The organism is Herbaspirillum sp. FG34 (assembly GCF_057809315.1).
Genome location: NZ_JBMDJS010000010.1, coordinates 20,076 through 45,533 on the forward strand (window position 1 = coordinate 20,076; position 25,458 = coordinate 45,533).

Consider the following 25,458-nt stretch of genomic DNA (forward strand, 5'->3'; position numbering starts at 1 on the left):
AATAAATTTGTATGATGACCGGATAACTTTACGATAACGACCGCGAGACAGCATGTTTCAGAAGATCCCCGCCCAGGCGCTCAGCGACACTGTGGCCAGGCAATTGCTGGAAAACATCGACGCCGGTGCCTTCCCCCGGGGCAGCAAGCTGCCCACCGAGGCGGTGCTGGCGCAACAGTTCGGTGTGAGCCGCACGGTGGTGCGTGAAGCCATTGCGCGCCTGAAGCATGAGGGCGTGGTCGAGCCGCGTCAGGGTAGCGGTGTTTTCGTGACCGAGCAGGCGGGTATTAAGCCGCTGCGTATCGATTACACCGAGGTCAGTTCGCCCGACGCGGTGCTGCAGATCGTCGAGCTGCGCCGCGCCATCGAAGCCGAGGTCGCCGCGCAGGCGGCCAAGCGCCGCAACGACGACGACTTGCAGGCCATTGAGGCGGCGCTGATGCAGATCGGTGTGGATGTCGCCGCAGGCGGTGATGGCGTGGCCGCCGATGTGGCCTTCCATCGGGCACTGGCGCGGGCTACGCGCAATCCGTACTTCATCAAGACGCTGGAGTTCCTGTCCCAGTATCTGGAAGCGGCCACGGCGGTGACGCGTGGCAATGAAGCGCGGTATGAGGATTTCTCGCGCCAGGTGCGCGAAGAACATGAGGCCATCGTCGCGGCCATTCGCGCCGGAGATGAAATGGCGGCCCGCAATGCCGCCCAGACCCACATGTTCAATGCGGCACGGCGCTTGAGCCAGGGACAGTCCTGAAGAGAGTGTCCCGGCTTGAACGGCAGCAAATGATTTAAATGTTATAAACGATTTATAAGTTTTACGAAATTTTGAAATTCTGACGCCGGCCTCTGCCGGCGTTGCATCATCAACCCGGCGCAATGTTCTGCCCGTCAAGAGCGGCAGCGGCGTCATCAATGCGGAGGCAATTATGTCCAGGAATGTAGGTGTGATCGGTTTGGGAGCCATGGGTTATGGCGTGGCCAGCTCGCTGTTGCGTGCCGGTTTCAATGTGCATGCCTGCGACGTGCGCAAGGAAGTCCTGGACAAGTTCGCCGCCGCCGGTGGCGTGGCCTGCGCCAACCCGGCCGAGCTGGCCGGCAAGGTCGATGTGGTCATCACCCTGGTGGTCAATGCCGCCCAGACCGAGATGGTGCTCTTCGGTGAGAACGGTGCCGTCTCCGCCATGAAGCCGGGCAGCGTCGTCATCTCCAGCGCCACCGTGGCGCCTGACTTCGCCGTCGAACTGGGCAAGCGCCTGGCCGACAAGGGCCTGCTGCTGCTGGACGCGCCCGTCTCCGGTGGCGCTGCCCGCGCCGCTTCCGGCGAGATGACCATGATGACCTCCGGCCCCGCCGAGGTCTACGCCAAGATCGAAGACGTGCTGGCCGGCATGGCCGGCAAGGTCTATCGCCTGGGCGACACGCACGGCATCGGCTCCAAGGTCAAGATCATCAACCAGCTGCTGGCGGGCGTCCACATCGCCGCCTCCGCTGAAGCGATGGCCCTGGGCCTGCGCGAAGGCGTCAATCCGGATGCGCTGTATGACGTCATCACCCACAGCGCGGGCAATTCGTGGATGTTCGAAAACCGCGTGCCGCACATCTTGAACGGCGACTACACCCCGCTGTCGGCCGTGGACATCTTCGTCAAGGACCTGGGCTTGGTGCTCGATACCGCCCGCCGCAGCAAATTCCCGCTGCCGCTGTCGGCCGCTGCGCACCAGATGTTCATGATGGCTTCCACCGCCGGTCATGGCGGCGAGGATGATTCGGCCGTCATCAAGATCTTCCCCGGCATCGACCTGCCGCCGGCCAAGGCCAAGTAATCCAGCGTCGTCCCTGCATCTGAATCGAGGAGTTTTCATGTCCACATCCCGTCCCTTGCTCGGTTGTATCGCCGACGATTTCACCGGCGCGACCGACCTGGCCAACATGCTGGTGCGCGGCGGCATGCGCACCGTGCAGACCATCGGCGTGCCCAGCGAAATGCCGGCCGTGGCGGCCGATGCGCTGGTGATCGCGCTCAAGTCGCGCACCATTACCGCTACTGAGGCCATCGAGCAATCGCTGGCGGCACTGCGCTGGCTGCAGCAGCAGGGCTGCACGCAGTTCTTCTTCAAGTACTGCTCCACCTTCGACTCCACCGACGAAGGCAACATCGGTCCGGTGACCGATGCGCTGATGAAGGAGCTGGGCGTGGACTTCACCATTGCCTGCCCGGCCTTCCCGGAAAACGGCCGCACCATCTATCGCGGCTACCTGTTCGTGGCCGATGCGCTGTTGAATGAGTCGGGCATGGAAAACCATCCGCTGACCCCGATGACCGATGCCAACCTGGTGCGCGTCCTGCAGCGCCAGACCGAATCCAAGGTCGGCTTGGTGCGCTACGACACCGTGGCACGCGGCGCGGCCGCAACCCAGGAGCGCTTCACCGCACTGCGTTCCGAAGGCGTCAAGATGGCCATCGCCGACGCCGTCTCCGACAAGGACTTGTTCACGCTGGGCGAAGCCTGCGCCGAACTCAAGCTCATCACCGGTGGTTCCGGCGTGGCGCTGGGTCTGCCCGAGAATTTCCGCCGCGCCGGTCTGCTGACCGCCGCCGGTGAAGCCGCACAACTGCCCAAGGTCGATGGCCTGTCGGTGGTGCTGGCCGGTTCCGCCTCCAAGGCGACCAATGCGCAGGTGGCCGAATGGAAAGCCAAGCGTCCCGCCTTCCGCATCGACCCGCTGGCCCTGGCCCGTGGCGAAGACGTGGTGGCACAGGCGCTGGCCTTTGCCGATGAACGCATCAAGAACGAGCCGGTGCTGATCTACGCGACCGCCACCCCCGACGAAGTCAAGGCGGTGCAAAAGGAGCTGGGCGTGGCCAAGGCCGGTCACCTGGTCGAACAGGCGCTGGCATCGATTGCCGCAGGTCTGAAGCAACGTGGGGTGCGCCAGTTCGTGGTGGCCGGTGGCGAGACCTCCGGTGCGGTGGTGCAGGCGCTGGACGTGCGCGCCCTGCGCATCGGCCCGCAGATCGATCCGGGCGTGCCGGCGACCGCCACGCTGGATGAGCAACCGGTGGCGCTGGCCCTGAAGTCGGGCAATTTCGGCAGCGTCGATTTCTTCGAGAAGGCACTGCGCTATCTCGACGGGAAGACGGCATGAACCGCAACACCAACGAAAGCGCGCTGCGCGAAGAGATCTGCCGCATCGGCGCTTCTCTTTACCAGCGCGGCTATACGGTCGGTTCGGCCGGCAACATCAGTGCGCGCCTGGATGACGGCTGGCTGATCACGCCGACTGATGCCTGCCTCGGCTTCCTCGATCCGGCGGCCATCGCCAAGGTCAACGCGGCCGGCGAATGGGTCTCGGGCGACAAGCCTTCCAAGACCCTGGTCCTGCATCGCGCCATCTACGACAACAATCCCGAGATGCACGCGGTGGTGCATACGCACTCCACGCATCTGGTGTCGCTGACCATCAATGGCGTCTACAGCGAGCAGGATGTATTGCCACCCATCACGCCGTATTACGTGATGAAGGTTGGCCACATCCCGCTGATCCGCTATGCCCGTCCGGGTGCGCCGGAAGTGGCCGAGCAGGTGGCAAAGATCGCCACGCAGGTGCGCGGTGTGCTGCTGGAGCGGCTCGGTCCGGTGGTGTGGGAAAGCTCGGTCTCCAAGGCCGCTTTCGCACTCGAAGAGCTGGAAGAAACCGCCAAACTGTGGCACCTGGCCGGTGGCCGTGCCACGCCGCTGCAAGAGTCCGCGCTGCAGGATCTGCGCGACACCTTCAAGGCGCGCTGGTAGCAGTAGCGACAGCGCTCAGGCAGCTTCAGCAACCCATAGCAACAAAGCGTCATGGCGGCCGATGTTGGCCCGCCATGCCCCGCTTGCGCCCAACGGAAGGTGGTGGGTGCAGCCAAGCCGGCACCAGACCGGCCAATCAATGCCGGCCTTCGTACCGTTCCGAAAAGAGCGGTACGCGGGTCCGATTGAATCCATAAATTGCCCGTCAGACCACGGGCACCAAGCAACCAGCGGCCGTGCATAGACAGCCGCGACACTCTTCGGGAGATGTAACACCATGACCACCGCAAGCACTACCGGCGTCGGACTCGACGTCAATGACAAATCCAAGGACGGACTGTACAAGAAAGTCTTCTGGCGCATCATGCCGTTCCTCATGCTGTGCTACGTGATCGCTTATCTGGATCGCGTCAACGTCGGCTTCGCCAAGCTGCAGATGTCGCAGGACCTGGGCTTCTCCGAGACCGTCTTCGGTCTGGGGGCAGGTCTGTTCTTCATCGGCTACTTCCTCTTCGAAGTGCCCAGCAACATCCTCATGCACAAGGTCGGCGCGCGCATCTGGATTGCCCGCATCATGATCACCTGGGGCATCCTGTCGGCGGTCTTCATGTTCGTGCAGAACGCCACGCAGTTCTACATCCTGCGCTTCCTGCTGGGCCTGGCTGAAGCCGGTTTTTATCCTGGCATCATCCTCTACCTGACCTACTGGTTCCCTTCGCACCGTCGTGCCAAGGTGATCGCGGTCTTCATGTCCGGCATTCCGGTGGCCGGCATCCTGGGCAACCCGCTGTCGGGCTGGATCATGGATGCTTTCCATCACAATGGTGGACTGGAAGGCTGGCAGTGGATGTTCCTGATCGAAGCCATTCCGGCGGTCCTGATCGGTGTGGCCACGGTGCTGTACCTGGACAACGACGTCAAGAGCGCCAAGTGGCTCTCCGATGAAGAAAAGGCCAGCCTGCAAGCCGATATCGATGGCGACGCCAAGGGCAAGGAAAGCAAGCACGGCTTCGGCGCCATCGTCAAGGATGCGCGTGTCTGGCTGATGTGCCTGATCTACTTCTCCTTCGTCATGGGCCAATACGGCCTGACACTGTGGATGCCGACCCTGGTCAAGGCCACCGGCGTGAAGGGCAACCTGGAAATCGGCTTGCTGTCGGCCATTCCGTTTGGCTGCGCCATCGTGGCGATGAACCTGATCGGCCGCAGCGCCGATCGCATGCGTGAGCGTCGCTGGCACCTGGTGATTCCGGCCTTGATGGGCGGCGTGGGCTTCGTCGGTGCAGCACTGTTCGCCGACAACACCGCCATCTCGATCGCTTCGCTGTCGCTGGCCGCAGCCGGCGTGCTGACCTGCGCACCGCTGTTCTGGTCGCTGCCGACCGCCTTCCTGTCGGGTGCGGCGGCGGCCGTCGGTATTGCCGCCATCAACTCGGTGGGCAACCTGGCCGGTTTCGTCAGTCCCTACCTGATCGGTTACTTGAAGGACCTGACCCACAACAACGCTACCGGCATGTACATGCTGGCGGTGATGCTGGTGGTGGGTTCGATTGCCACCCTGGCTACCAAGCCGGGCATGGTCAACAAGTAATGTGATGTCCCGTTCAAAGCCCGCATGCCTGTGCCTGCGGGCTTTGACGTTTTCTGCACCTTCTGCCGGTGTGGGCGCGCGCAAGCGTGTTCGCGCTACACTGGCTCCCTCGTTACCAAGGAGAATCCGATGCTGCGTTTTGCCGCCAACCTGAGCATGATGTATGTGGAACACGATTTCCTGGATCGCTTCGCCGCCGCCGCCAAGGATGGCTTCTCCGGCGTCGAGTTCCTGTTCCCTTATGACTATCAGCCTGAAGAGATCAAGTCGCGCCTGGAGGCCAATGGCCTGACCCAGGCGCTGTTCAATGCGCCCCCGGGCGACTGGGCCGCCGGTGAGCGCGGCATCGCCTCGCTGCCGGGCCGCGAGGACGAATTCAAGCGCAGCATCGAGACTGCGCTGAAGTACGCCTCCGTCATCGGCAACAAGACCTTGCACGTGATGGCCGGCCTGATCAAGCCCGAGCAGGACCGCGCACGCCACCGCGCCGTGTATCTGGACAACCTGTCCTATGCCGCGCACCAGGCCGAATCGGCTGGCCTGACCGTGGTGATCGAGCCGATCAACACGCGCAACATTCCCGGCTTCTTCCTCAATCGCCAGGACGATGCGCAAGCCATCTGCGCCGAAGTGGGCGCGCCCAATTTGAAGGTGCAGTTCGACTGCTACCACTGCCAGATCGTCGAAGGTGACGTGGCCGTGAAGTTGAAGCGCGACATGCCCGGCATCGGTCACATCCAGATTGCCGGTGTGCCCGAGCGCCACGAGCCGGATGTGGGTGAGCTGAACTATCCGTATCTGCTGAAGCTGATCGATACCTTGGGTTACCAGGGCTGGATCGGTTGCGAATACAACCCGGCGGGGGCGACCTCGGCGGGATTGGGATGGTTGAAGGCGCTGGCTGAGCAAGGCCTGACCACGCTCAAGGCCTGATCACGACATGGTGTCAGCCCGCGTAAAGCGGGCAAGAAAAAAGCGGAGCCCATGTAACGGGTTCCGCTTTTTTGTTTGGACGATGGGTTCGTTCAGAACAAATCAATTTCCCCACCCACCGGCTTGGCCTGCAGCTTGGACGCATATTCACGCTCGCGGCTGGCCAGATCGGCAGCGGCATCCTTGATCTTCTTGACCAGCACCTTGCCCGTGCGCGGAAAGAAATGCACCTTGCGCGGCCAGATGTCGTTGAGGTCCTCGGCCACCACGCGGATCTTCTCGGCCGAGAGATAGTTCTTGACGAAGGCGGCATTGCGCTCGCCCACGTTCATGGCGTTCATACCGCGCAGCACCGCGCCGCCGCCGAAGACCTTGCATTCCAGGTTCTCGCGCCGGGCACCGGCCTTGAGGACGTCGTTGATCAAGACTTCCATGGCATAGGTGCCATAGCGCATGGAGGCCGAAACCGGGCTGTCGGCCTCGCCGCCGCCATCGGGCAGCATGAAGTGATTCATCCCGCCCACACCGGTGACGCGATCACGCAGGCAGGCCGACACGCACGAGCCCAGCACGGTCACGATCATCATGTCCTCGCCGGTATAGAAATATTCGCCCGGCAGGATCTTGGCGGTGTCGCAATTGAAGGCCCGGTCGTGATATCGATACGACGCGAAATTTTCCGGCTTGTTGATGACGGTCTGCATGCGGGCCCCTGATGGATTTTCTCCGCGTCCCGGTGAGGGACGGTGAGTGTTGATTGTTCCTGCATTGTCAGCCAGGCATGGTGGTGCCGATATCGGGGAATTCCCTATCCGGAAACCGGCCTGCATGGGGCCGGTGGCAGCATCGTCAGACCAAAAGACAGGGCACTGCCCGTCAGCAGGCCCTGACGGCGGTTTCAGCTGTTCTTTTGGTCATGCGAATATGAAGTTTTGTTGGAAAAACCGGGAGCCGGTGCAAGCCGGTCCATCCACGGCTCATGGCCGCTGGGCAGTACAGGGTAGCGGCAGCGCCAGCAGGCTGGGCCAGGCGCGGTCCCAGTCGCTTTCGTGCGCCATGTCCGGCACGATCGTCAGTGCGGCGCAGCGTCCCACCCGGTCGACATAGCTGCGCGTGATGGCGGTGGGGACGACGGTATCGTCGGCACCGCTCACATGTCGTTGCGGGATGCCTGCCACCCGGGATGCGACATCGATGGCATTGAGCGAGCCGGGCATCTGCGAGACGGCATGCCAGCGGTTGACGGCCACATGATCGAGATTGCCGGCCACGGTGCGAATGGCGCTGACATCCTTGCGTCGCGCCGCCAGCAGTACGGCGAGGGCGCCGCCTCCCGAATATCCCACCAGTTCCAGCCGCGCCGGTTGCAGGCGCGTGACATAGTGGCTCAGAGCCTCATCCATGGCACTGACCACTTCCGGGGAATAGCGCAGGCCGGACCAGTAGGCCGGCTGGCATGCGGGATTGCGCGCCATCGGCGTGAACTGGCAGGGGCGCGCCAGGTACACCACATCACCACCATCGCTGGCGGCCAGCCGCAGGCCCATGGCCGTGTGCGGGGTCGGATCGGGCGAGACCTGGTTGCGCGTGATCCAGGCGCGGCCGTCGCCCTCCAGATAGACGCGCAGCAGGGGCGCGTTGGGGCGGGCGTGGACATAGGCCGTCAGCAGGAAAGGACCACCCTGAACCTGCTCGCGTTGCAGGCCGGCGGGCGCAGCCAGTGCATCGGCGCGCTGCACCAGGTCGGTGGCGCAGCCGGTCAGCAGGGCGATGCTGGTGAGGGTGAGGACAAGGTGTCGGAACCGGAGCAGGGATGGGAGGCGCATCGCGCGATTGTCGCCGGACTGGAATCGGCCCGCAAGCCTTCGCTGCGGGCCGGGTCTCATGCGGCAGGGGAGATGCGGTATCAGAACAGCCAGCCTGCGCGGGCGGTGAGCTGGTGCATCAGCGCGCTCCTGGATGGGTGAGGTGGCAGGGTAATCCGGCGTGAACGGGGCTTTTTGTCCCTCGGTGTGGTCTTTCTGATAATCTCCAGTCCTAACAAGACGCTGACCATGTAAAGAACAAGGGGAGAACAAGAATGAAAAGCTTCGTCATGCAGGCGGGGGCTGGTCATGGATAAGTCGATATGGGGCTTCCTGCTGCCGCAATGGGACGGTTCGGCCTATGGCGGGCTGCAATGGCTGTTTGCGTTGCTATTGCTGGTGGTCGTGATCGTGCTGCCGCTGCTGCTGGCGCGCAATGCCCGTCCATTGCACTGGCAAGCGCGCCTGGCCGGGCTCACGGGTGAGCGAGGGCTTTTGCCGCCGACCACCACTCCGGAGCAATTGAGCCAGGCCGTGGCCACCGCCCCGGAACGCTGGGCCGCCGTGATGCCGGGGCTGATCCTGATGCTGGGATTGCTGGGCACTTTTGTGGGGCTGGGGCTGGCGCTGACTGCCACCGCGGACATACTCGGTGCGCAAGCTGCGCCGGGTGCACTGGCGGCCGTCATCGATGCGCTGGGCAGCAAGTTCAAGATTGCGGCGTGGAGCATGCTGGCGTTTCTGATCCTGAAGTCATGGATGACGCTGCGTGCGCACGAGCAGGCACGTCTGGCGTGGTGCATGGCCAAGCTCAAGGAGGTGGCGGCTACGGCGGAGCAAGAGCAGGAGCGACAGCAGGCGGCAGATCTGCAGCGCCTGGTCGAGGCCATCACGCAGAGCGGACAGGCTCTGCTGGCTGCACAACAGGCCGAGGCGCAACGGGCGCATCTGCGTCATGGCGAGTGGATGGAGGCGCTGCAGCGCCAGTCCGGGCGTTCTTCCTGAGGTTGTGATGAGGGAATCCGATCACGAGTGGATTGCCGCCACGGGCCTGATGGCGGCGCTGGCGGGGGTATTGATCGTGCTGCTGGCGGTGAGCCGGGCAGGTGGGCCGACGCTTGCACAGGTGCGCGCCGAGGCGACGCCGGTGGCGGCATCTCCGGCATCTCCAGCGCCCCCGGCACCTTTGCCTGCCGCTGCGGCCATCCCGTCTGCGCCTGCTGCGGGGGCTGAACCCGTTGCGCCGCCGGCTGCACCCACGGTGGCTGCCCGGCGCGAAGCTGATGGTCCCGGGTTGACGGTCGTCTTGCGCCAGGTGCAGACCGTGTTTGCGCAGCAGGGGGCGTCCAGGCTGGTAGCGGTGGATACCGAGGCCGGCAAGATCACCTTGAAGGAAGGAGCGTTCCGTCGCGGCAGTGCATGCGTGGAACCTGAAGCGCGTGCGGCTTTTGCGCAGGTCGAGGAGCGCATTGCGGAGTATCTGCAGCAGCATCCGGCGGGGCGCATCTATGTGGAAGGGCATACGGACGACAAGCCGGTGAAAGCCCCGGTGACCGATGTGCGTGCGTATTGCACGGTCTACGATGACAACTTCACGCTCTCGGCGGCGCGTGCGCGCGAAGCGCGCTTGCTGCTGATCGGACGCAGTGCGCCGGAAGCAGCGCGCCGCGTGATCGTGGCGGGGTATGGGGATTCACAGCCGCTGCCGGGATTGCCGGCCAGTGATGAGCGCAACAGGAGGGTGGAGGTGCGGTTCGTCAATGGGGGAGAGAAGAATTGAGCTGATCTGCTCATCGTGAGCGCATCCGCTTCTCATTGCGTTATAGATGAGCAATCTCAAACTTCCGCGATGTGCACTGCAGTTTCAAGCTGTTAACTTCTGTGCCCTCTTCATTGTTCAAGGGGCGAATATGCGCAGAGGTTTGATGTTGTTGGTGCTGGTAGCTGCTGTTGCTGGATGTAGCGATCCGAAGACGGCTAACGAAAGCAATTTCAAGGTGGCGATTCAGCAGCATCTGGATGTGGTTTATCCGCGTTGCTATCTAACGGTCAAATTCCCGTTTTCATCGCGAAGTGATTGGTTGAATACCTCCAGGCAATTGGATGCACTGGTCAGTGTCGGCGTGGTGAGTGCGACGGATGCAGGTAACAAGGAAAAAACCTATGAGCTCACCGAACTCGGCCGGAAGTTCTACAAGCAAGATGCCGTCAAGGGACTCTCTGGTGATTCTCTCGGGGGATTCTGCTTCGGCAAGGCGACGGTCACAGCGGTGAAGCAGTTCAGTGAGCCGGGTGATATTCTCGGGCACAAACTCTCGCGTGTGAACTACGAGTACAGCGTCAGTGACCTGCCTGATTGGGCACAAAGCGAGCAGGTTCAAGCGCAATTCAAGGAGCTGAAAGCTGACGCGGGATCCAGGGACAAGCCGCTCAAGGCGATGGATACCGTTTTATTGACCAACAAAGGATGGGTGCACGAAAAGCAATTCCGTCAATGAAGTGTTGTGCGCCTGAGCTTGCGGGTGGGCATGTCGGGAAGGAAGAGACGGCGAGGCGCTCCGAGTGCTGCGCGTTGTAAGCAGCGGCTCTCGGGCCTCGCAAGTTTTGGTGGCCGCAGCACGCTTATGAAGTGCGGAGTGCATCAAGCCACGGATTCCAGTCTCGGAAATGAAAAACGCCAGCCGGTGAGGGCTGGCGTTTTTGCTGAAACATTCTTGGTGGCCCGGGGCGGAATCGAACCACCGACACAAGGATTTTCAATCCTCTGCTCTACCAACTGAGCTACCAGGCCAAGACGGACAAGTATAGACACTTTAAGAAATTATGCAAGTCCTTTTTGAAAAATAGTTTTCGCCACCCCGTTTATAATCGCCAGCATGACTACCCAAGCACACACCCATTCCTCTTCGCCGGCCGCGGCTGGCACTGACATCTGCATCGTCGGCGACGGCGCGGTCGGCAAGACGGCGGCGCTGGGGCTGGCCCAGGCGGGCTTCAAGGTGACCCTGCTCGCCCCTCCGGCCAAGTCCGCTGCCCCCGATCCAGCCAGCTGGGACGTGCGTGTCTACGCGCTCAACCATACCGCGCACCGCCTGCTGTCTTCCCTGCGCGTCTGGGATGCCATGGATGGCGCACGCATCGCGCCCGTGGACAACATGACCGTGCAAGGCGACGGCCTGCCCGAAAAGGCCAGTCCCGGCCTGCTCTCCTTCGATGCCTACGCGGCCCGCACCGATGCCCTGGCCTGGATCGTCGAGGATCGCAATCTGGACCAGGCGCTGGACGCGGCCCTGCGCTTCGCTCCCAATGTGCGCTTGGTGCAAGGCCGCGCCACCGCGCTGACCGTGTCCGAGCAGTCCGCCACCCTGACGCTGGAGTCTGGTCAGCCCCTGTCGGCCGCGCTGGTGGTCGGCGCCGATGGCGCCAACTCCTGGGTGCGCGGCCAGTGCGATATCGGACTCGATTACCGCGCCTACGGACAGAACGCCATCGTCACCAACTTCTCCTGCGAACTGCCCCATCGCGGCGTGGCCTATCAATGGTTCAGCCCCACCGACGGCGTGATCGCACTGTTGCCACTTCCCGGCCAACGCGTCTCGCTGGTCTGGTCCGCACCGCAGGCGCTGGCTGACCAGCTGTTGCAGCTGCCGCTGTCGGCCCTGGCCGAACGCCTGGCCCAGTGGGCCGCACCGGTGCTGGGGGCGCTTGCCCCGCTACAGCCGGAAGTGGCCAAGGCCTTCCCGCTGCGCCTGATCAAGCCGCACGCGATGATCGCCCCGCGCGTGGCCTTGATCGGCGACGCCGCCCATGTGGTGCACCCCATGGCCGGCCATGGCATGAACCTGGGCTTCGGCGATGTGGCCGCACTGATCGATATCCTGCTCAAGCGCGAGCCGCAGTACGACTGTGGCCACGAGCGCGTATTGCGACGCTATGCCCGCGCCCGCAAGGAAGAAGTGCTGCTCATGCAGATCGCTACCGACGGCCTGCATCGCCTCTTCTCCACCGAGGCCGAGCCGGTGCGCCTGGTGCGCAACATCGGCATGAGCCTGGTCAACCATCTGCCCCTCCTGAAACGCCGCCTGATTGCCCACGCGCTGGGGCAGTAAGAGAGGGCGATTTCAGGTAAGGTAGGGCCTCTGGTGAAGCACGACAGCATCGATGCGCGTCTTTGCCAGCAAGACAGCTTCCCCCGACTTTGTTGATAGACATGTGCAACCCCAGTTCCGGCGCGGCTTTGCGGCCGATGTTCCGAAGATTGGAAGCGCGTTTGATTTGAATCAGGATGAGTATGAAAAATTTTTTGACCGCAGGTGCGAGCTCCTTGCGCCATCTGAGCATGGCAGCATGTCTGCTGGCATCCACCCTCGTGGGCGTGACCGCCCATGCGCAAACCGGGGCCGCCGACAGCACCGAGGCCACCATCAAGAAACTGATTGAACCGCGCCTGGGCAAGGATGCCAAGGTCGAGTCCGTCACCAAGACCCCCTACGCCGGCCTGTATGAAATCCAGGTCGACGGCGACGTCATCTATACCGATGCCAAGGCCCAGTACCTCTTCATCGGCCGCGTGGTCGATTCGCAGACCTATCGCGACTACACCAAGGAAAAGATCGATTCGCTGAACCAGGTGCCGTTCTCGGCGCTGCCGCTGGACAAGGCCATCAAGACCGTCAAGGGCAATGGCAAGCGCGTCATCGCCATCTTCGAAGATCCCAACTGCATCTACTGCAAGCGCCTGCACAAGACCCTGCAGGAAGTGGACAACATCACCTACTACACCTTCCAGTACAACATCCTCTCGCCGGACTCCATCGTGAAGTCGCGCAACATCTGGTGCGCGCCCAATCCGAGCAAGGCATGGAACGAATGGATGCTCAACGGCAAGGAAGTTCCGGCGGCCCCGGCCTCCTGCAATGCACCGCATGAAGAAGTGCTGGCGCTGGGCAAGAAGCTCAAGGTCACCGGTACACCTACCATCTTCTTCACCGATGGCTCGCGCATCCCGGGTGCAGTCGATGCCAAGGGACTGGAACAGAAGCTGTCCTCGCTGAAGTAAGCAGATAAAGCAAAGGGCGCTCGCATGGCGGGCGCCCTTCGTTCATCCGTGCTTTGCTCTGCAGGGGCTTACTTCCCGGTATGCAGTTCCATCATGGCCTGTTCGAACTTGCCCTGCACCAGCAGGGGGATGACGTTCAGACTCTTGTCCAGCGCCTCGTTGATCAGCGCCTGTTCTTCCTTGCGCGGCCGATGCAGCACGAAGTCGGCCACTGGTTGTTGCAGCCCCAGCGTACGCGGGTGACCGATGCCCAGGCGCAGCCGCCAGTAGTCCTGGGTGCCGAGGGCGGCGGTGATGTCCTTCAAGCCATTGTGCCCGCCCGAGGAACCGCCTTTCTTGATCTTGGCCACGCCCGGTGGCAGGTCCAGTTCATCATGCACCACCAGCACTTCGTCCGGATTGATCTTGTAGAAACGCGCCAGTGCGCCCACCGACTGGCCCGATCGGTTCATGTAGGTCTGTGGTTCCAGCAGCCAGACTTCGTTGCCGGCGATGCTGGTCTTGCCCGCCAGCGCGTTGAAGCGCTGCTCGCGCGCCAGGCGCACCGGGCCGGCGAGGTTGTCGACCAGCCAGAAGCCGGCATTGTGGCGGGTTTGTTCGTATTCCGGGCCGGGGTTGCCGAGACCGACGATGAGGCGGATGGACATGGTGCAAAAAGACGAGGACGCGCAGTGCGAAAGCGTCGATTATCCCGGCTTTGCGGCCGCGCGTCCAATCCGCGCGTGGCCGGGTATGGCCCGATGAAGCCCATGCGGCCTCGCTTCGGAGTGCCATCGGGCAATGTCAAGATTGGCTTGGCTGGCCGAATTGCGTATCATCCAACGCTTGTTTTTCCTTACTGCATAAACGCTTAACTGCTTAATTGCTCAACTGTTGACTGGGTTTCACCATGCTGCCTTCTATCGAACAACGACTCGCCCTTGAACTCGCCGCCAAGCCGGTTCAGGTCGCTGCCGCCATCGCCTTGCTGGACGAAGGTGCCACCGTTCCCTTCATCGCCCGCTATCGCAAGGAAGTCACCGGCGGACTGGACGATGTCCAACTGCGTCTGCTGGAAGAACGTCTGCGTTATCTGCGCGAGCTGGAAAGCCGCCGCGCCGCGATCATCGCCTCCATCGAAGAGCAGGGCAAGATGACGCCCGTGCTGCTGGACGCCATCACCCACGCGGAAGACAAGACCCGCCTGGAAGACCTCTATCTGCCCTACAAGCCCAAGCGCCGCACCAAGGCCCAGATCGCCGCCGAAGCCGGCCTGACCGACCTGGCCGATGCGCTCCTGAATGACCCGACCCTGAATCCGGAAGAAGAAGCGGCCAAGTTCATCAAGCCCGCCTTCACCACCGACAACGGCGACAACCCCGGCGTGCCTGATACCAAGGTTGCCCTGGATGGCGCGCGCCAGATCCTCATGGAGCGCTTCTCGGAAGATGCCGAGCTGCTGCAAAGCCTGCGCGAATACATCACCGAGCATGGCGTGGTCGAATCCAAGGTGATTGAAGGCAAGCAGGATGCCGGTGAAAAATTCGCCGACTATTTCGATTACTCCGAGACCTATTCCACCATCCCCTCGCACCGTGCGCTGGCGCTGTTCCGCGGCCGCCGCGAAGAGATGTTGAACGTCATCCTGCGCCTGGATACCGAAGAAGAGAAGCCGAAGTGGGATGCTCCGCACAATCCCTGCGAAGGTCGTATTGCTTCACGTTTCGGTGTGTCCAACAAGGGCCGTCCGGCCGACAAGTGGCTCTCCGACACGGTGCGCTGGGCCTGGCGCGTAAAAGTCTTCATGCACCTCGAAACCGAGCTGATGACCAATCTGCGCGAGAAGGCCGAGGCCGAAGCCATCAACGTCTTCGCCCGCAACCTGAAGGATCTGCTGCTGGCTGCACCGGCCGGCCCGCGTTCGACCATGGGTCTGGACCCCGGCCTGCGTACCGGCGTGAAGGTCGCCATCGTGGACGCCACCGGCAAGGTCGTGGCCACCGACACCATCTATCCGCACCAGCCGCGCAATGACTGGAACGGTTCGCTGCATACCCTGTCGCAACTGGCCGAGAAGCACAATGTCTCGCTGATCTCGATCGGCAACGGCACCGCCTCGCGTGAAACCGACAAGCTGGCCCAGGACCTCATCAAACTCCGCCCGGAGCTCAAGCTCACCAAGATCGTGGTATCCGAAGCGGGCGCATCGGTGTATTCGGCCTCCGAATTCGCCTCCAAGGAATTGCCTGACCTGGACGTGTCGCTGCGTGGCGCGGTCTCGATTGCGCGCCGCCTGCAGGATCCGCTGGCCGAGCTGGTCAAGATCGATCCCAAGTCCATCGGCGTGGGCCAGTACCAGCACGACGTGAGCCAGTCGCAACTGGCGCGCTCGCTGGATGCCGTGGTCGAGGACTGCGTCAACGCGGTTGGGGTCGATGTGAACACCGCTTCCGCGCCGCTGCTGGCGCGTGTCTCCGGGCTTAACGCCAGCGTGGCGCAGAGCATCGTGTCTTACCGGGACATGAAGGGAATGTTCAATTCCCGCGCAGCCCTGCGCGAGGTGCCGCGCCTGGGCGAGAAGACCTTCGAGCAGGCGGCCGGCTTCCTGCGCGTGATGAATGGCGAGAACCCGCTGGATGCTTCGGCGGTGCACCCGGAATCTTATCCGCTGGTGGAAAAGATCCTGGCCGACATCAAGAAGGATGTGAAGAGCGTGTTGGGCCAGACCTCGCTGCTCAAGGGCTTGTCTCCGGCCAAGTATGCCGACGAGAAGTTCGGTGTGCCCACCGTCACCGACATCCTGAAGGAGCTCGACAAGCCGGGCCGCGACCCGCGTCCTGAATTCACCACCGCGACCTTCAAGGAAGGCGTGGAAGAGATCAAGGACCTGCGCGTGGACATGATCCTGGAAGGCGTGGTCACCAACGTGGCGGCCTTCGGTGCCTTCGTCGACATCGGCGTGCATCAGGATGGCCTGGTCCACATCTCGGCGCTGTCCAACAGCTACGTGAAGGACCCGCACACCGTGGTCAAGGCGGGCCAGGTGGTCAAGGTCAAGGTGCTGGAAGTGGATGAGAAGCGCAAGCGCATCGCCCTGACCATGCGCCTGAACGACACCGCGCCTGCCCCGGGCGCGCGCAACGAACAGCGCGGTGATCGCACCGATTCGCGCCGTCTGTCGCAACACCAGAACCAGCGCGGGCGTGAGCAGGCACCGGCCAACAATGCGATGGCGGCGGCGTTTGCCAAGTTGCGTGGGTGATGTGATCGATTGATGGGCGTGTGATCGGCCTCCGCGTTTGTGGATGTTCATGCCCATACCTGCCGTACCGTGCTGCTAGGTAGGGAAGATGGCTGCTCCTGACGGGAGCAGCCATTTTTTTTGCGGCTGTTCACCATGTGCACTTCAGCGTGTTCATCTTCTCCAACTATTTTTAGTTTTGGAAGGTAAAGCATCGCTTCTGCGAGGGCTCATCTCCTGTTTCATTACTATGGCTGCCCGCCTATGCGCAGTCTGTCGATGAGATGACACAGCGTTGCATCCTCTCATCCAGACCATGCGCTTCAATATGTCAAGGAGCGTGATTTGGAATCAAGGTCCGTGTATCAACTCGATCATCCCCGTCTGCTGAAGGCCTTGCTTGCCTTCATCGCCTTCGGTACTTTCAATACCATCTTGCGCCTGATCATGAGGCGGTTCGGTCCGCCGATCGGTTTCGATGTTCTGCTGCTCCTTGTGATCGCCGCCATACCGTGGATTCATTACCTCCATCCCAGCCGGATCGGCGCCGTGGTGATGAAGATACTGTGCGTGATCCAGGCCGTGGCCAGCGCGATTGAGCTCTTTCTCATCTTCGAGCCGGAATTCCAATTTTCCGGTGGCCCCGGAAAATGGTTGTTCTTCTTCGCGGCCCAGATTCTCTCCCTGGTCTTTCACTGTCTGTTGTTCAGGGCCGTCAACGTCCATGCGCAGAACAGCGGCTTTGACGAGACAGTCGAATGGCTCGATGGCCTTTCCAAAGACCGATAAAAAAACGGCCGCCCGTTGGCGACCGTCAGCAGGGTGATGTCCAGCTTGGCGCCGGATCGCATCACGCGCTGGTACTGATCCGCGTCTGGCTCACCGAGACGGAAATGCTCACCGTCGTCTCGCTGGCCACCAGCGTGCCGCTCTGGCCATCCGCATTGCCATCGCTGCCGGTGCCATCCTCACCCTCCTGCTTGCCGCCCTTGACCTTGTTGATGAAGTCGCCCAGCGCCTTTTGAACCAGGTCGTAGGTCTTGTCGATGTTGCCGGCGATGTCACCCTGCAGCACGTTGAGACTATCGAGAATGCCGCGGGCTTCCTTGAAGCCCTGGTCGACGCCCTTGAAGATGAGATTCATGTAGTCATCGATGTTGCTGGCGTCTTCCTTGTCCGGGTTGTTCTGCTTGAAGAGGTCGAACATGTTGGTGATGAAGGAAACGATACGCCCGGCCGTAGCCTCGGGCGAATTGTCTTGCGTTGCCGCCGTCTGGATTGCGTTGTCGCCCAGCTGCGGGCGCAGGATGTCGTTGATGTTCTCGATGGCCGTCTTGTAGACCAATGACAGCGGATCGTTCTGAGTCTGTAGCGACACCTCCAGCGATGATTGCACGATGGACAGGTTGAACTGGGCCTTGGCACCACTCACGGTGAGCAGGTTGGCTTGCTTGGCCTGGGCGATCTTGTCGCTGCTGGCGCTGTCGTCCGAGGTCGCGGACAGTTGGTCGTTGCCAGACCCCCCTGCAGAGCTCGACGAGGGGGAAGCGGAGGTGGTGGGCAGCAGGGACTTGGTGTCCAAGCCGGTGGTGTTGCCGATTGCCATGACGGTCTCCTGAAAAAGAAAGGGGATCCGGGCATCAAGGGGGAGACGGATCCACGGAAGCGAAACTGCGCACCATGCGCATCCACTCCATTGCTGCATAACGGCCCGTTCAAAGCGGACTTGATGTTGACAGAAATTTACATCCTTCAGTTTCTGGGGCAGTTCGTTGACAAGTCTGCATTGCATTCGCGCAATCTTTCGAAGAGCCTTGCTGGAAAAGGATTTGCGGCGATACCGTGCGTGCCGTCGGGCGGCCTGCGATGGGCACAGGCAATCAAGAAAAAATGTAACGAAATGTGCGCACGTTGCTGGCAGCGGGATTTCAATTGCAGTGAGGTAATGAAATCGTGCTGGCAGCAAGACAATGAGCGCGCACGGATGAGCTGAATGAAAACGCAACGTCTCGAGACACTGCGTTCAACGTGGGCTTTGCACCCACTCGCTCACGCCTCACTCCATCACGAACAGGCGTCGATGTTCGCGGATGGCATAGCGATCCGTCATGCCCGCGATGTAGTCGGCCACCTTGCGCGCCTGCTTGTCCAGCCGTTGGGTTTCATCGACGATGCCCTTGACCTGATAATCCGGCGGCAGCAGGTTGGGCTGGCCGATGAAGGTGTCGAACATCTCGGCGATGATGCGGCGTGCCTTGGCGGTCATGCGGTTGACCTGGTAATGGCGGTAGAGCTTCTCGCGCAGGAATTTCTTCAGGATGGCGGCTTCGGCAGCCATGGCATCGGAGAAGGCGATCAACTGCGGTGCATTGCGTACATCTTCGATGTCGCGGGGTGCGATCTCGGCGATGCGGCTGCGCGAGGTCTGGTTCAGATCGATGATGAGTGCATTGATCATGCGACGCACCGTCTCATGAATGACGCGACGGCCAGTGATGCCGGGGTAGGTCTGTTCGACCTCGCGCAGATGGCGCGCGAAGAAATCGACTTCGCTCATCAGTTCCATGGTCAGCAGTCCGGAACGCAGGCCATCGTCGATGTCGTGATTGTTGTAGGCGATCTCGTCGGCCAGGTTGGCCAGTTGCGCTTCCAGCGAAGGCTGTTTCTTTTCCAGGAAACGCACGCCGATCTCGCCCAGCTGCCGGGCATTGTGCAGGGAGCAGTGCTTGAGGATGCCCTCGCGCGTCTCGAAGGTGAGGTTCAGGCCATCGAAGGCAGCGTAGTGCTGCTCCAGTTCATCGACCACGCGCAGGCTCTGCAGGTTGTGCTCGAAGCCGCCGTGATGCTTCATGCAGTGGTTCAGCTCGTCCTGCCCGGCATGACCGAAGGGAGTGTGGCCCAGGTCGTGTGCCAGCGAGATGGCTTCCACCAGGTCTTCGTTCAGTTGCAGGTTGCGCGCGCACGAACGGGCGATCTGTGCGACTTCGATGCTGTGGGTCAGGCGCGTACGGAACAGGTCGCCCTCATGATTGACGAAGACCTGCGTCTTGTATTCGAGACGGCGGAAGGCGGTGGAGTGGACGATGCGGTCACGGTCGCGCTGGAACTCGCTGCGCGATCCGGGCGGGGTTTCACTGTAGCGCCGACCTCGCGAACTTGCCGAGTGGGCGGCATAGGGGGCGAGATGGTCAGGCGCTTCAGTGTGCATGTTCATGCTCCGGTGCAGGCCGCCAGGGTTTGCAAGAGCAACTCCTGCGGCGCGTTGGTAATCAGAGGACTGCCCAGCGGCTTGATCAGGATGAACTTGATCGCGCCACCTTCATTCTTCTTGTCCACTTCCATGAGGTCCAGCCAGCGTTCCGTGCCCAGGTCGGGAGCCACGGTGGGCAGGCCGGCGGCGGCGGTCACGGCTCGGATGCGTTCGCACGTGGCGGCATCGATGTAGCCCAGGCGCTGCGACAGGTCCGCCGCCATCACCATGCCACAGCCCACCGCTTCACCATGCAGCCATTGACCATAACCAAGGCCATTCTCGATGGCGTGGCCGAAGGTGTGGCCGAAGTTGAGGATGGCGCGCAGGCCACCTTCGCGCTCGTCCTGGCGCACCACCTCGGCCTTGATCTCGCAGGAGCGCTGGATGGCATAGGCCAGGGCGGCGTCATCCTTGGAGACCAGGCGCGCCATATTGGTTTCGATCCAGTCGAAGAAGGGCGCATCGATGATGGCGCCGTGCTTGATGACTTCGGCAATGCCGGCCGCCAGCTCGCGCGGAGGCAGGGTGTGCAGGGTGGCGGTATCGGCGATGACGGCCTGCGGCTGGTAGAAGGCCCCGATCATGTTCTTGCCCAGCGGATGATTGATGCCGGTCTTGCCGCCGACCGACGAATCCACCTGCGAGAGCAAGGTCGTGGGCACTTGCACGAAGGGCACGCCGCGCATGTAGGAGGCCGCGGCAAAGCCGGTGAGGTCGCCGATCACGCCGCCACCCAGCGCGACCAGAGTGGTCTTGCGATCACACTTGTCGGCCAGCAGACGATCAAAGATCTTCATCAGGCTGGCCCAGTTCTTCTCCTCTTCGCCATCGGGCAGCACGATTTCGGTGACCTGCTTGCCGGCTGCGCGCAGGGCCTGCGCTACCTTGTCCAGGTAGAGCGGGCCGACCTTGTCATTGGTAACGATGGCCACGCGCTTGCCCTTGACGTATTGCGGCAGCAGGGTGGGGTCGTCCAGCAGCCCGCGGCCGATGTGGATGGGATAGCTGCGCTCGCCCAGGTCGACGTTGAGGGTCAGGGAGGCGATCGTGGTGGCGGCGGAGGCGATGTGCTGGTTCATGCTGCGAAGGCTGGGTTCGGCGCTGACAGCGCCATGAAGGATCTGGGTGGAATGACTGCGCGAGAGCGTGGTGGTGCCATCGGCAGCCTGGGTCAGGACTGCGCTGGCGGTTTCCAGGACGATGGTTTCCTCAGGTGCCGGTACCGCTTGCCAGGCACCTTCCTTGGGCGAGAGTTCCAGGTGGCTGATGATGGTCTGTACCAGGAACTGCACATTGGGCCGGTTGGTCTCGACCACGAAGTCGGCCACTTCGCGATACAGCGGATCGCGCTGGCGCGAAAGCTCTTCGAGCTTGCGGCGCGGGTCGGCGGTTTGCAGCAGCGGACGGTTCTTGTCGCGCCCGGTGCGTTGCAGGATCTGGTTGATGCTGGCACGCAGGTAGACGACGGTGCCGCCTTTCTTGAGATTCTCGCGATTCTCGGCACGCAGGATCGCACCGCCGCCCGTGGCCAGCACGATGTCGGGCTGGGCTGCGAGCTCGCGGATGACCTCGGCTTCGCGGCGACGGAAGTTCTCCTCGCCCTCGATCTCGAAGATCACCGGGATGGTGGCGCCGGTCCGCGCTTCGATCTCGTGGTCCGAATCGACGAAACGCTTGTTCAGCTTTTTGGCCAGGGCCCGGCCTATGGTGGTCTTGCCGGCTCCCATCAGGCCGACAAGGAAGATGCTTCCCGTCATATCTAAGAATTCTGCGCTTTGCGCTACTGGCCAATGTCATGGCGCCGCACGTCTGCCGGCACGGTCGCCTGCCGCCCGGTGGACGGCTGTGTTGCCCGCTGCTGGCGGGCTCGCGCCCGGCGCCACGGGCCTGGAACAGCGATTTTACCGTTCTTTGCCCCGCCACCGGGGAAAAATCCCGTGGTCAGGGCCTTGCGGCTCAATACGGGCGCGGCGCGGCGACGATGCGTGGGGTCAGGAAGATCAGCAGTTCAGTCTTGTCCCGCACCTTGCTCTGGCTGCGAAACAGCGCCCCCAGCACCGGGATGTCGCCCAGCAGCGGCACCCGCGTCTCATGGTCATTGTCGGTCTGGGTATAGATGCCGCCGATGACGACCGTGCCGCCATCCTCCACCTGGACCTTGGTCTTGATGTGCTTGGTGTTGATGGCCAGTCCGCCGGGCGTGACGCTGCCCCGGCTGTCCTTGTTGACGTCCACATCGAGGATGACGTTGCCATCCGGCGTGATCTGGGGGGTGACCTCCAGCTTCAGGTTGGCTTTCTTGAAGGCGGTGGCGGTGCTGCCGTTACCGGCGGCTTGCTGGTAGGGAATTTCTTCGCCCTGTTCGATCAGCGCGGCCTGCTGGTCGGCGGTGACCAGGCGCGGGCTGGAGACGATCTTGCCGCGGCCTTCGGCCTCCAGCGCCGACAATTCGATGTTGAGAAAGCGCTGCGCGGCGGCATTGAAGAGGGTGAAGGCGAAGCTGCCGGGGGCGGCACCGCTGAGTCCATCGGCCGGCAAGTTCAGGGCCGGTTCGCGCAGGTACAGATCAGGTGTGGCGGGTGTCTGGCCGCTGCGCTCGCCGATGGCGGCGTAGCCATTGCCCACGGCGGCCCCACGAGTGGTAGCGGCCAGCCCGAGCTTGACGCCCAGGTTGCGCGAGAAACTGTCATCGGCTTCCACGATGCGGGCTTCGATCAGGACCTGGCGGGAGGCCACGTCGATGCGCTCGATCAGCTTGCGTACGTTGGCCAGCACGGCCAGGGTATCGGTGACCAGCAACTGGTTGGTATGGCCGTCGATCATGGCGCTGCCCCGTCGCGAGAGCAGGGCGTTGCGGCGATTGGCTTGGGTGCTGCCGTCTTCGCCGATGCCCAGCGCCTTGCGCAAGGTATCGGCGCGCTGGTAATTGAGCTGGAAGCTTTCGGCGTGCAGTGGTTCGAGGTCGGCGATGCTGGCCTTCTGCTCCAGCTCCAGGCGTTCGCGCGCGAGCATCTCGTCGCGTGGCGCAACCCAGAGGACCTCGCCGTGGCGTCGCATTTCCAGCCCTCTGGCCTGCAGGATCAGATCCAGCACCTGGTCCCAGGGCAGATCCTTGAGGCGCAGGCTCAACTGTCCCGTGACCGTGTCACTGGCCATGATGTTCACACCGCCCTGCTCGGCCAGCACTTGCAGGGCGGTGCGCACGTCAATGTTCTGGAAGTTCAACGAGAGCCGCTGCCCGCCATAGGTCTTGCCCTCCTGCAAGCCCGTCTCCGCGCTCCTGCCGCCAGCGCCCGGACTGACCGGCAGGACATCGATCATCAGCTGCCGCCGGGTCTGGTAAGCCTGGTAGCGCCACGCGCCCTGCATCTCCAGCACCAGGCGGGCGCCGTCCTGATGGCCAAGTACCCGGTATTGCTGGACCGGCGTACCCAACTGGCCGGTCTCCACCTGCCGCCGCAAGGCCAGCGGTACCTTGGCTCCGGCGATGTCGACGATCAGGCGTGAGCCCAGCTGGCGTACCTGCACGGTGTGTTCGTTGCCGCCCAGTTCCACTGTCATACGCGCCTCGCCCAGTGGGCCACGGCGCAGCTCAATCGATTGCAGCGCGACCGGGTCCGCCGCAGGACGCTGCGCCAGTTCCACCATCAGACGATCCCCATCGGCGCGCAGTTGATAGGTGACGGCCTGCTTGAGCGAAACCTGAAGGCGCAGCCGCTCATCATCGGCGGCGAGCTGGATGCGCCTGACCAGACCGCTGCCGGCCAGAGTGCGGGCAAGCGTGTCGACGGCGCTGGTCCGTGGCAGGTCCAGCACCAGTTGTGGTGGATTGATCAGATGGAAGGTCCCGATTTGTGCCGGGTCCATCGGTGCCTGCAGCCGCAGTTCCAGCATCGTGCCGTCGGCACCCGGATGCAGGTGCAGGGACAGCAGTCGGTTCTCTGCGCTCGCAAGCTGGCTCACCAGCAGGGCGAGCAGGAGCAGGATCATCTTCATGGGGATACTCCGGGTCGGATCAGGCGGCGCCGGACGCTGCGCATCGGCGCGCGGGTCGGGGCCAGGCGCGTCGCCGCCATCGTTGGCGCACTGGCCGTCGGCAGGCTGGCCATGGTCATGGTCTGGCGGGCACCGTCTTCCCGGCCCATATCGATTTCCTCTTCACGCACCGCCAGCACCCGGCCCAGGCTGCCGGGCAGCTCGTCGCCGGTTTGCAACTGCCGGGTGCTCCCCTGCAGTTCGACGATGGCGATCCATTGCTGGTCGCGCCGCAGCGTGCCCAGCAGTCGCAGCTCGGGTGTCGGCGTCGGGACGGGTGGAGTGGCGGTGCCGGCCGCGGCCTGGTGCCCGCTGTGTTGCTCCTCATCTTCATCGTCGCGGGCGTCAACATGGGAGAAGGTCTGCCGGTGCGGGCTGGCCGGTGGGGCTTCCCTCAGCGCAAAGGGATCGGGCAAGTCCGCATGCTCGGCAGGCTGTGCTTCATCCGTCGCCGGTCCGGACAGTCCGGCAGCAGCCGGAAGGGGCAGGGGGGACGCGGGCCGCGCCTGCAGCTGCGCAATCCAGGCCCGCGTGGCCTGCACTTCATCGGGAGGGTCGATGGTCAGCAACACGCCCCACACGATCCCCGCCAGCGACAGCGGCAGCAAGACCAGCCAGGGCAGGCTCATGGTGCGGACTCCTTCGTGTCACCTCCGGAAACGAGAGCAGCCCCGGGGGCGCTCACGGTGGCATGTAGCTGCAGTATTGCCTGGTCGCCCTGTTCGCTCACGTTGATGTCGAGCCGCTCGAACAGCACCGGGAGGGGGAGGCTGCTGACCAGTTCGACGAAACGCAGCAGGCCGGCGTGGCTACCGCGCAGCGCGATGGCGGCGGCCAGCTTGCCGCTGAGCGGTTTGAAGGATTCCAGTGTCAGTCCGCATTCACTGGCGCGACGGGCCAGCTTGGTGTGCAGCAGATCCGGCTGCAACTGGTCGGCCGACCATAATTGCGCCTGTTGTGCGGTCAGCTGCATGAGCAGCGCGCTTTCACGTGATCGCAGGGCAGGCTGTTGCGCCCGCTGCGTCAGTGCCGCCTGATACTGCGCACGCAAATCCTGCTGGCGCTGGCGCGCTGCCTGGCGGCTGTCTTCCAGATCGCTCACGGCCAGCAGCAGTCCACTGCCGGCGCATGACAGCGCCACCAGCAAGCACAGGGCCAGGCGCGCCAACCGGGGCCAGTGCGCCGGATGCGTGCGCCAGCGGACCTGGCTCACCGGACAGCTCCTTGCGCGGGCGGCGGGGAGGGCTGCAAGGGGATGGCCAGGGTGAAGGCATAGGCACCGTCCTCAGCCTGCAGGTCATGCAGGGCGGTGCCGTCCAGTCCGGCGGCGTCGAGGGCGACGACAAAGTCGCGCACCGCCTGGGCGCTGGCGGCCTGCCCGCGCAACTCGCCGCGCTCCCCTTGCAACAAAAGCCGGTGCAGCCGGATTTGCCCGGGGGTGGACTGGGCCGCCTGCGCCGCGATTCGCATCAGGTGGGGAGCCTGCTGACGACGTCGGGTCAACTGCTGGTGCGCGGTGACCTGCTTTTCCAGCGCCGCAATCTGGTTGCGCAACGCGGCGCTTTGCCGGGCCTGGGGAGTCAGGGTGTGCAACTGTCCGGTCAGCAGCGCATTGGCCTCTTGCAGCGACGCCGTGTGCAGGCGAACGCGCCAGCCGGGCAGGGCTGCCAGCGCAGCGCCCAGCAGCAGGGCGCAGGCGAGCATCCGATAAAAGCCGCGCTCGCGCGCGCGCCGCCGCTGCGCCGGGGAGCGCGAAAAATCCATTCCGCAT

General features: G+C 63.1%; 23 protein-coding genes and 1 tRNA gene. 13 read left to right on the forward strand and 11 right to left on the reverse strand.

What is annotated here, in order from left to right:
- Nucleotides 1–52 precede the first annotated feature (52 nt).
- The 6 genes from ACODSZ_RS13715 to otnI all read left to right on the forward strand — a co-directional run bounded on the left by ACODSZ_RS13715 (nt 53) and on the right by otnI (nt 6,315).
- Nucleotides 53–754, forward strand: a complete 702-nt coding sequence (locus tag ACODSZ_RS13715; protein ID WP_488927808.1) for a FadR/GntR family transcriptional regulator — start codon at nt 53–55, stop codon at nt 752–754.
- 172 nt (nt 755–926) lie between these two features.
- The gene (ltnD, locus tag ACODSZ_RS13720) at nt 927–1,823 is read left to right on the forward strand and encodes an L-threonate dehydrogenase (RefSeq protein ID WP_299531047.1); all 897 of its coding nucleotides are present in this window, start codon (nt 927–929) and stop codon (nt 1,821–1,823) included.
- A gap of 37 nt (nt 1,824–1,860) precedes the next feature.
- Nucleotides 1,861–3,147, forward strand: a complete 1,287-nt coding sequence (gene otnK, locus ACODSZ_RS13725) for a 3-oxo-tetronate kinase (RefSeq protein ID WP_488927809.1) — start codon at nt 1,861–1,863, stop codon at nt 3,145–3,147.
- Nucleotides 3,144–3,791, forward strand: coding sequence for a 3-oxo-tetronate 4-phosphate decarboxylase (otnC, locus tag ACODSZ_RS13730; RefSeq protein WP_175344874.1), 648 nt, complete (start codon nt 3,144–3,146; stop codon nt 3,789–3,791). Before otnK ends, otnC begins: the two co-directional genes overlap by 4 nt.
- 277 nt (nt 3,792–4,068) lie before the next feature.
- Nucleotides 4,069–5,382, forward strand: a complete 1,314-nt coding sequence (locus ACODSZ_RS13735; protein ID WP_175344875.1) for an MFS transporter — start codon at nt 4,069–4,071, stop codon at nt 5,380–5,382.
- 129 nt (nt 5,383–5,511) lie between these two features.
- Nucleotides 5,512–6,315: a 2-oxo-tetronate isomerase gene (gene otnI, locus ACODSZ_RS13740; RefSeq protein ID WP_154135452.1), complete on the forward strand. Its 804-nt coding sequence runs from the start codon at nt 5,512–5,514 to the stop codon at nt 6,313–6,315.
- Nucleotides 6,316–6,407: 92 nt separating this feature from the next.
- On the opposite strand, the gene cheD is transcribed toward otnI, so the two are convergent.
- Nucleotides 6,408–7,019 (reverse strand): chemoreceptor glutamine deamidase CheD, encoded by a 612-nt coding sequence (gene cheD / locus ACODSZ_RS13745; RefSeq protein ID WP_008332701.1) that lies wholly within the window; start codon nt 7,017–7,019, stop codon nt 6,408–6,410.
- 273 nt (nt 7,020–7,292) lie between these two features.
- Complete coding sequence (locus ACODSZ_RS13750) at nt 7,293–8,141, reverse strand: alpha/beta fold hydrolase (protein ID WP_241821230.1); 849 nt, start codon at nt 8,139–8,141, stop codon at nt 7,293–7,295.
- 288 nt (nt 8,142–8,429) lie between these two features.
- Between ACODSZ_RS13750 and ACODSZ_RS13755 the strand changes: the two genes are divergently transcribed.
- The 3 genes from ACODSZ_RS13755 to ACODSZ_RS13765 are packed head-to-tail and all read left to right on the forward strand — an operon-like array spanning nt 8,430 to nt 10,618.
- Nucleotides 8,430–9,125 carry a hypothetical protein gene (locus ACODSZ_RS13755; protein ID WP_488927810.1) on the forward strand — a complete coding sequence of 232 codons (696 nt, stop codon included), beginning with the start codon at nt 8,430–8,432 and terminating at the stop codon, nt 9,123–9,125.
- Between the two features lie 7 nt (nt 9,126–9,132).
- Nucleotides 9,133–9,900 carry an OmpA/MotB family protein gene (locus ACODSZ_RS13760; protein WP_008332686.1) on the forward strand — a complete coding sequence of 256 codons (768 nt, stop codon included), beginning with the start codon at nt 9,133–9,135 and terminating at the stop codon, nt 9,898–9,900.
- A 46-nt stretch (nt 9,901–9,946) separates the two neighbouring features.
- Nucleotides 9,947–10,618 (forward strand): hypothetical protein, encoded by a 672-nt coding sequence (locus ACODSZ_RS13765; protein WP_488927811.1) that lies wholly within the window; start codon nt 9,947–9,949, stop codon nt 10,616–10,618.
- A gap of 217 nt (nt 10,619–10,835) precedes the next feature.
- Here the strand turns inward: ACODSZ_RS13765 and ACODSZ_RS13770 are convergent.
- Nucleotides 10,836–10,911 (reverse strand) — tRNA-Phe (locus ACODSZ_RS13770).
- Nucleotides 10,912–10,996: 85 nt separating this feature from the next.
- Between ACODSZ_RS13770 and ACODSZ_RS13775 the strand changes: the two genes are divergently transcribed.
- Complete coding sequence (locus ACODSZ_RS13775) at nt 10,997–12,229, forward strand: UbiH/UbiF family hydroxylase (protein WP_175344735.1); 1,233 nt, start codon at nt 10,997–10,999, stop codon at nt 12,227–12,229.
- Between the two features lie 182 nt (nt 12,230–12,411).
- The gene (locus ACODSZ_RS13780) at nt 12,412–13,179 is read left to right on the forward strand and encodes a DsbC family protein (RefSeq protein WP_008332681.1); all 768 of its coding nucleotides are present in this window, start codon (nt 12,412–12,414) and stop codon (nt 13,177–13,179) included.
- 68 nt (nt 13,180–13,247) lie between these two features.
- On the opposite strand, the gene pth is transcribed toward ACODSZ_RS13780, so the two are convergent.
- On the reverse strand, nt 13,248–13,826 hold the full coding sequence (pth, locus tag ACODSZ_RS13785) for an aminoacyl-tRNA hydrolase (protein ID WP_008332680.1): 579 nt from the start codon (nt 13,824–13,826) through the stop codon (nt 13,248–13,250).
- Between the two features lie 242 nt (nt 13,827–14,068).
- Here pth and ACODSZ_RS13790 point away from each other — a divergent pair, with 242 nt between their 5' ends.
- Both ACODSZ_RS13790 and ACODSZ_RS13795 read left to right on the forward strand, forming a co-directional pair.
- Nucleotides 14,069–16,420: a Tex family protein gene (locus tag ACODSZ_RS13790; protein ID WP_488927812.1), complete on the forward strand. Its 2,352-nt coding sequence runs from the start codon at nt 14,069–14,071 to the stop codon at nt 16,418–16,420.
- Between the two features lie 339 nt (nt 16,421–16,759).
- Entirely contained in the window at nt 16,760–17,188 is a 429-nt protein-coding gene (locus ACODSZ_RS13795) for a hypothetical protein (protein WP_175344737.1), read from the forward strand.
- Nucleotides 17,189–17,249: 61 nt separating this feature from the next.
- On the opposite strand, the gene ACODSZ_RS13800 is transcribed toward ACODSZ_RS13795, so the two are convergent.
- The 7 genes from ACODSZ_RS13800 to ACODSZ_RS13830 form a co-directional block, all read right to left on the reverse strand.
- A complete protein-coding gene (locus tag ACODSZ_RS13800) occupies nt 17,250–18,005 on the reverse strand; it encodes a DUF5610 domain-containing protein (protein ID WP_488927813.1) in 756 nt (251 codons plus the stop codon).
- Nucleotides 18,006–18,455: 450 nt separating this feature from the next.
- Nucleotides 18,456–19,607 (reverse strand): deoxyguanosinetriphosphate triphosphohydrolase, encoded by a 1,152-nt coding sequence (locus ACODSZ_RS13805; RefSeq protein ID WP_034351432.1) that lies wholly within the window; start codon nt 19,605–19,607, stop codon nt 18,456–18,458.
- A 2-nt stretch (nt 19,608–19,609) separates the two neighbouring features.
- Nucleotides 19,610–21,409: a bifunctional shikimate kinase/3-dehydroquinate synthase AroKB gene (aroKB, locus tag ACODSZ_RS13810; RefSeq protein WP_175344739.1), complete on the reverse strand. Its 1,800-nt coding sequence runs from the start codon at nt 21,407–21,409 to the stop codon at nt 19,610–19,612.
- A gap of 199 nt (nt 21,410–21,608) precedes the next feature.
- Nucleotides 21,609–23,648 carry a type IV pilus secretin PilQ gene (locus tag ACODSZ_RS13815; protein WP_488927814.1) on the reverse strand — a complete coding sequence of 680 codons (2,040 nt, stop codon included), beginning with the start codon at nt 23,646–23,648 and terminating at the stop codon, nt 21,609–21,611.
- Complete coding sequence (locus tag ACODSZ_RS13820) at nt 23,645–24,316, reverse strand: hypothetical protein (RefSeq protein ID WP_488927815.1); 672 nt, start codon at nt 24,314–24,316, stop codon at nt 23,645–23,647. Before ACODSZ_RS13820 ends, ACODSZ_RS13815 begins: the two co-directional genes overlap by 4 nt.
- Entirely contained in the window at nt 24,313–24,900 is a 588-nt protein-coding gene (locus tag ACODSZ_RS13825) for a type 4a pilus biogenesis protein PilO (RefSeq protein ID WP_175344742.1), read from the reverse strand. Before ACODSZ_RS13825 ends, ACODSZ_RS13820 begins: the two co-directional genes overlap by 4 nt.
- Complete coding sequence (locus tag ACODSZ_RS13830) at nt 24,897–25,451, reverse strand: pilus assembly protein (RefSeq protein WP_488927816.1); 555 nt, start codon at nt 25,449–25,451, stop codon at nt 24,897–24,899. Before ACODSZ_RS13830 ends, ACODSZ_RS13825 begins: the two co-directional genes overlap by 4 nt.
- Nucleotides 25,452–25,458 lie beyond the last annotated feature (7 nt).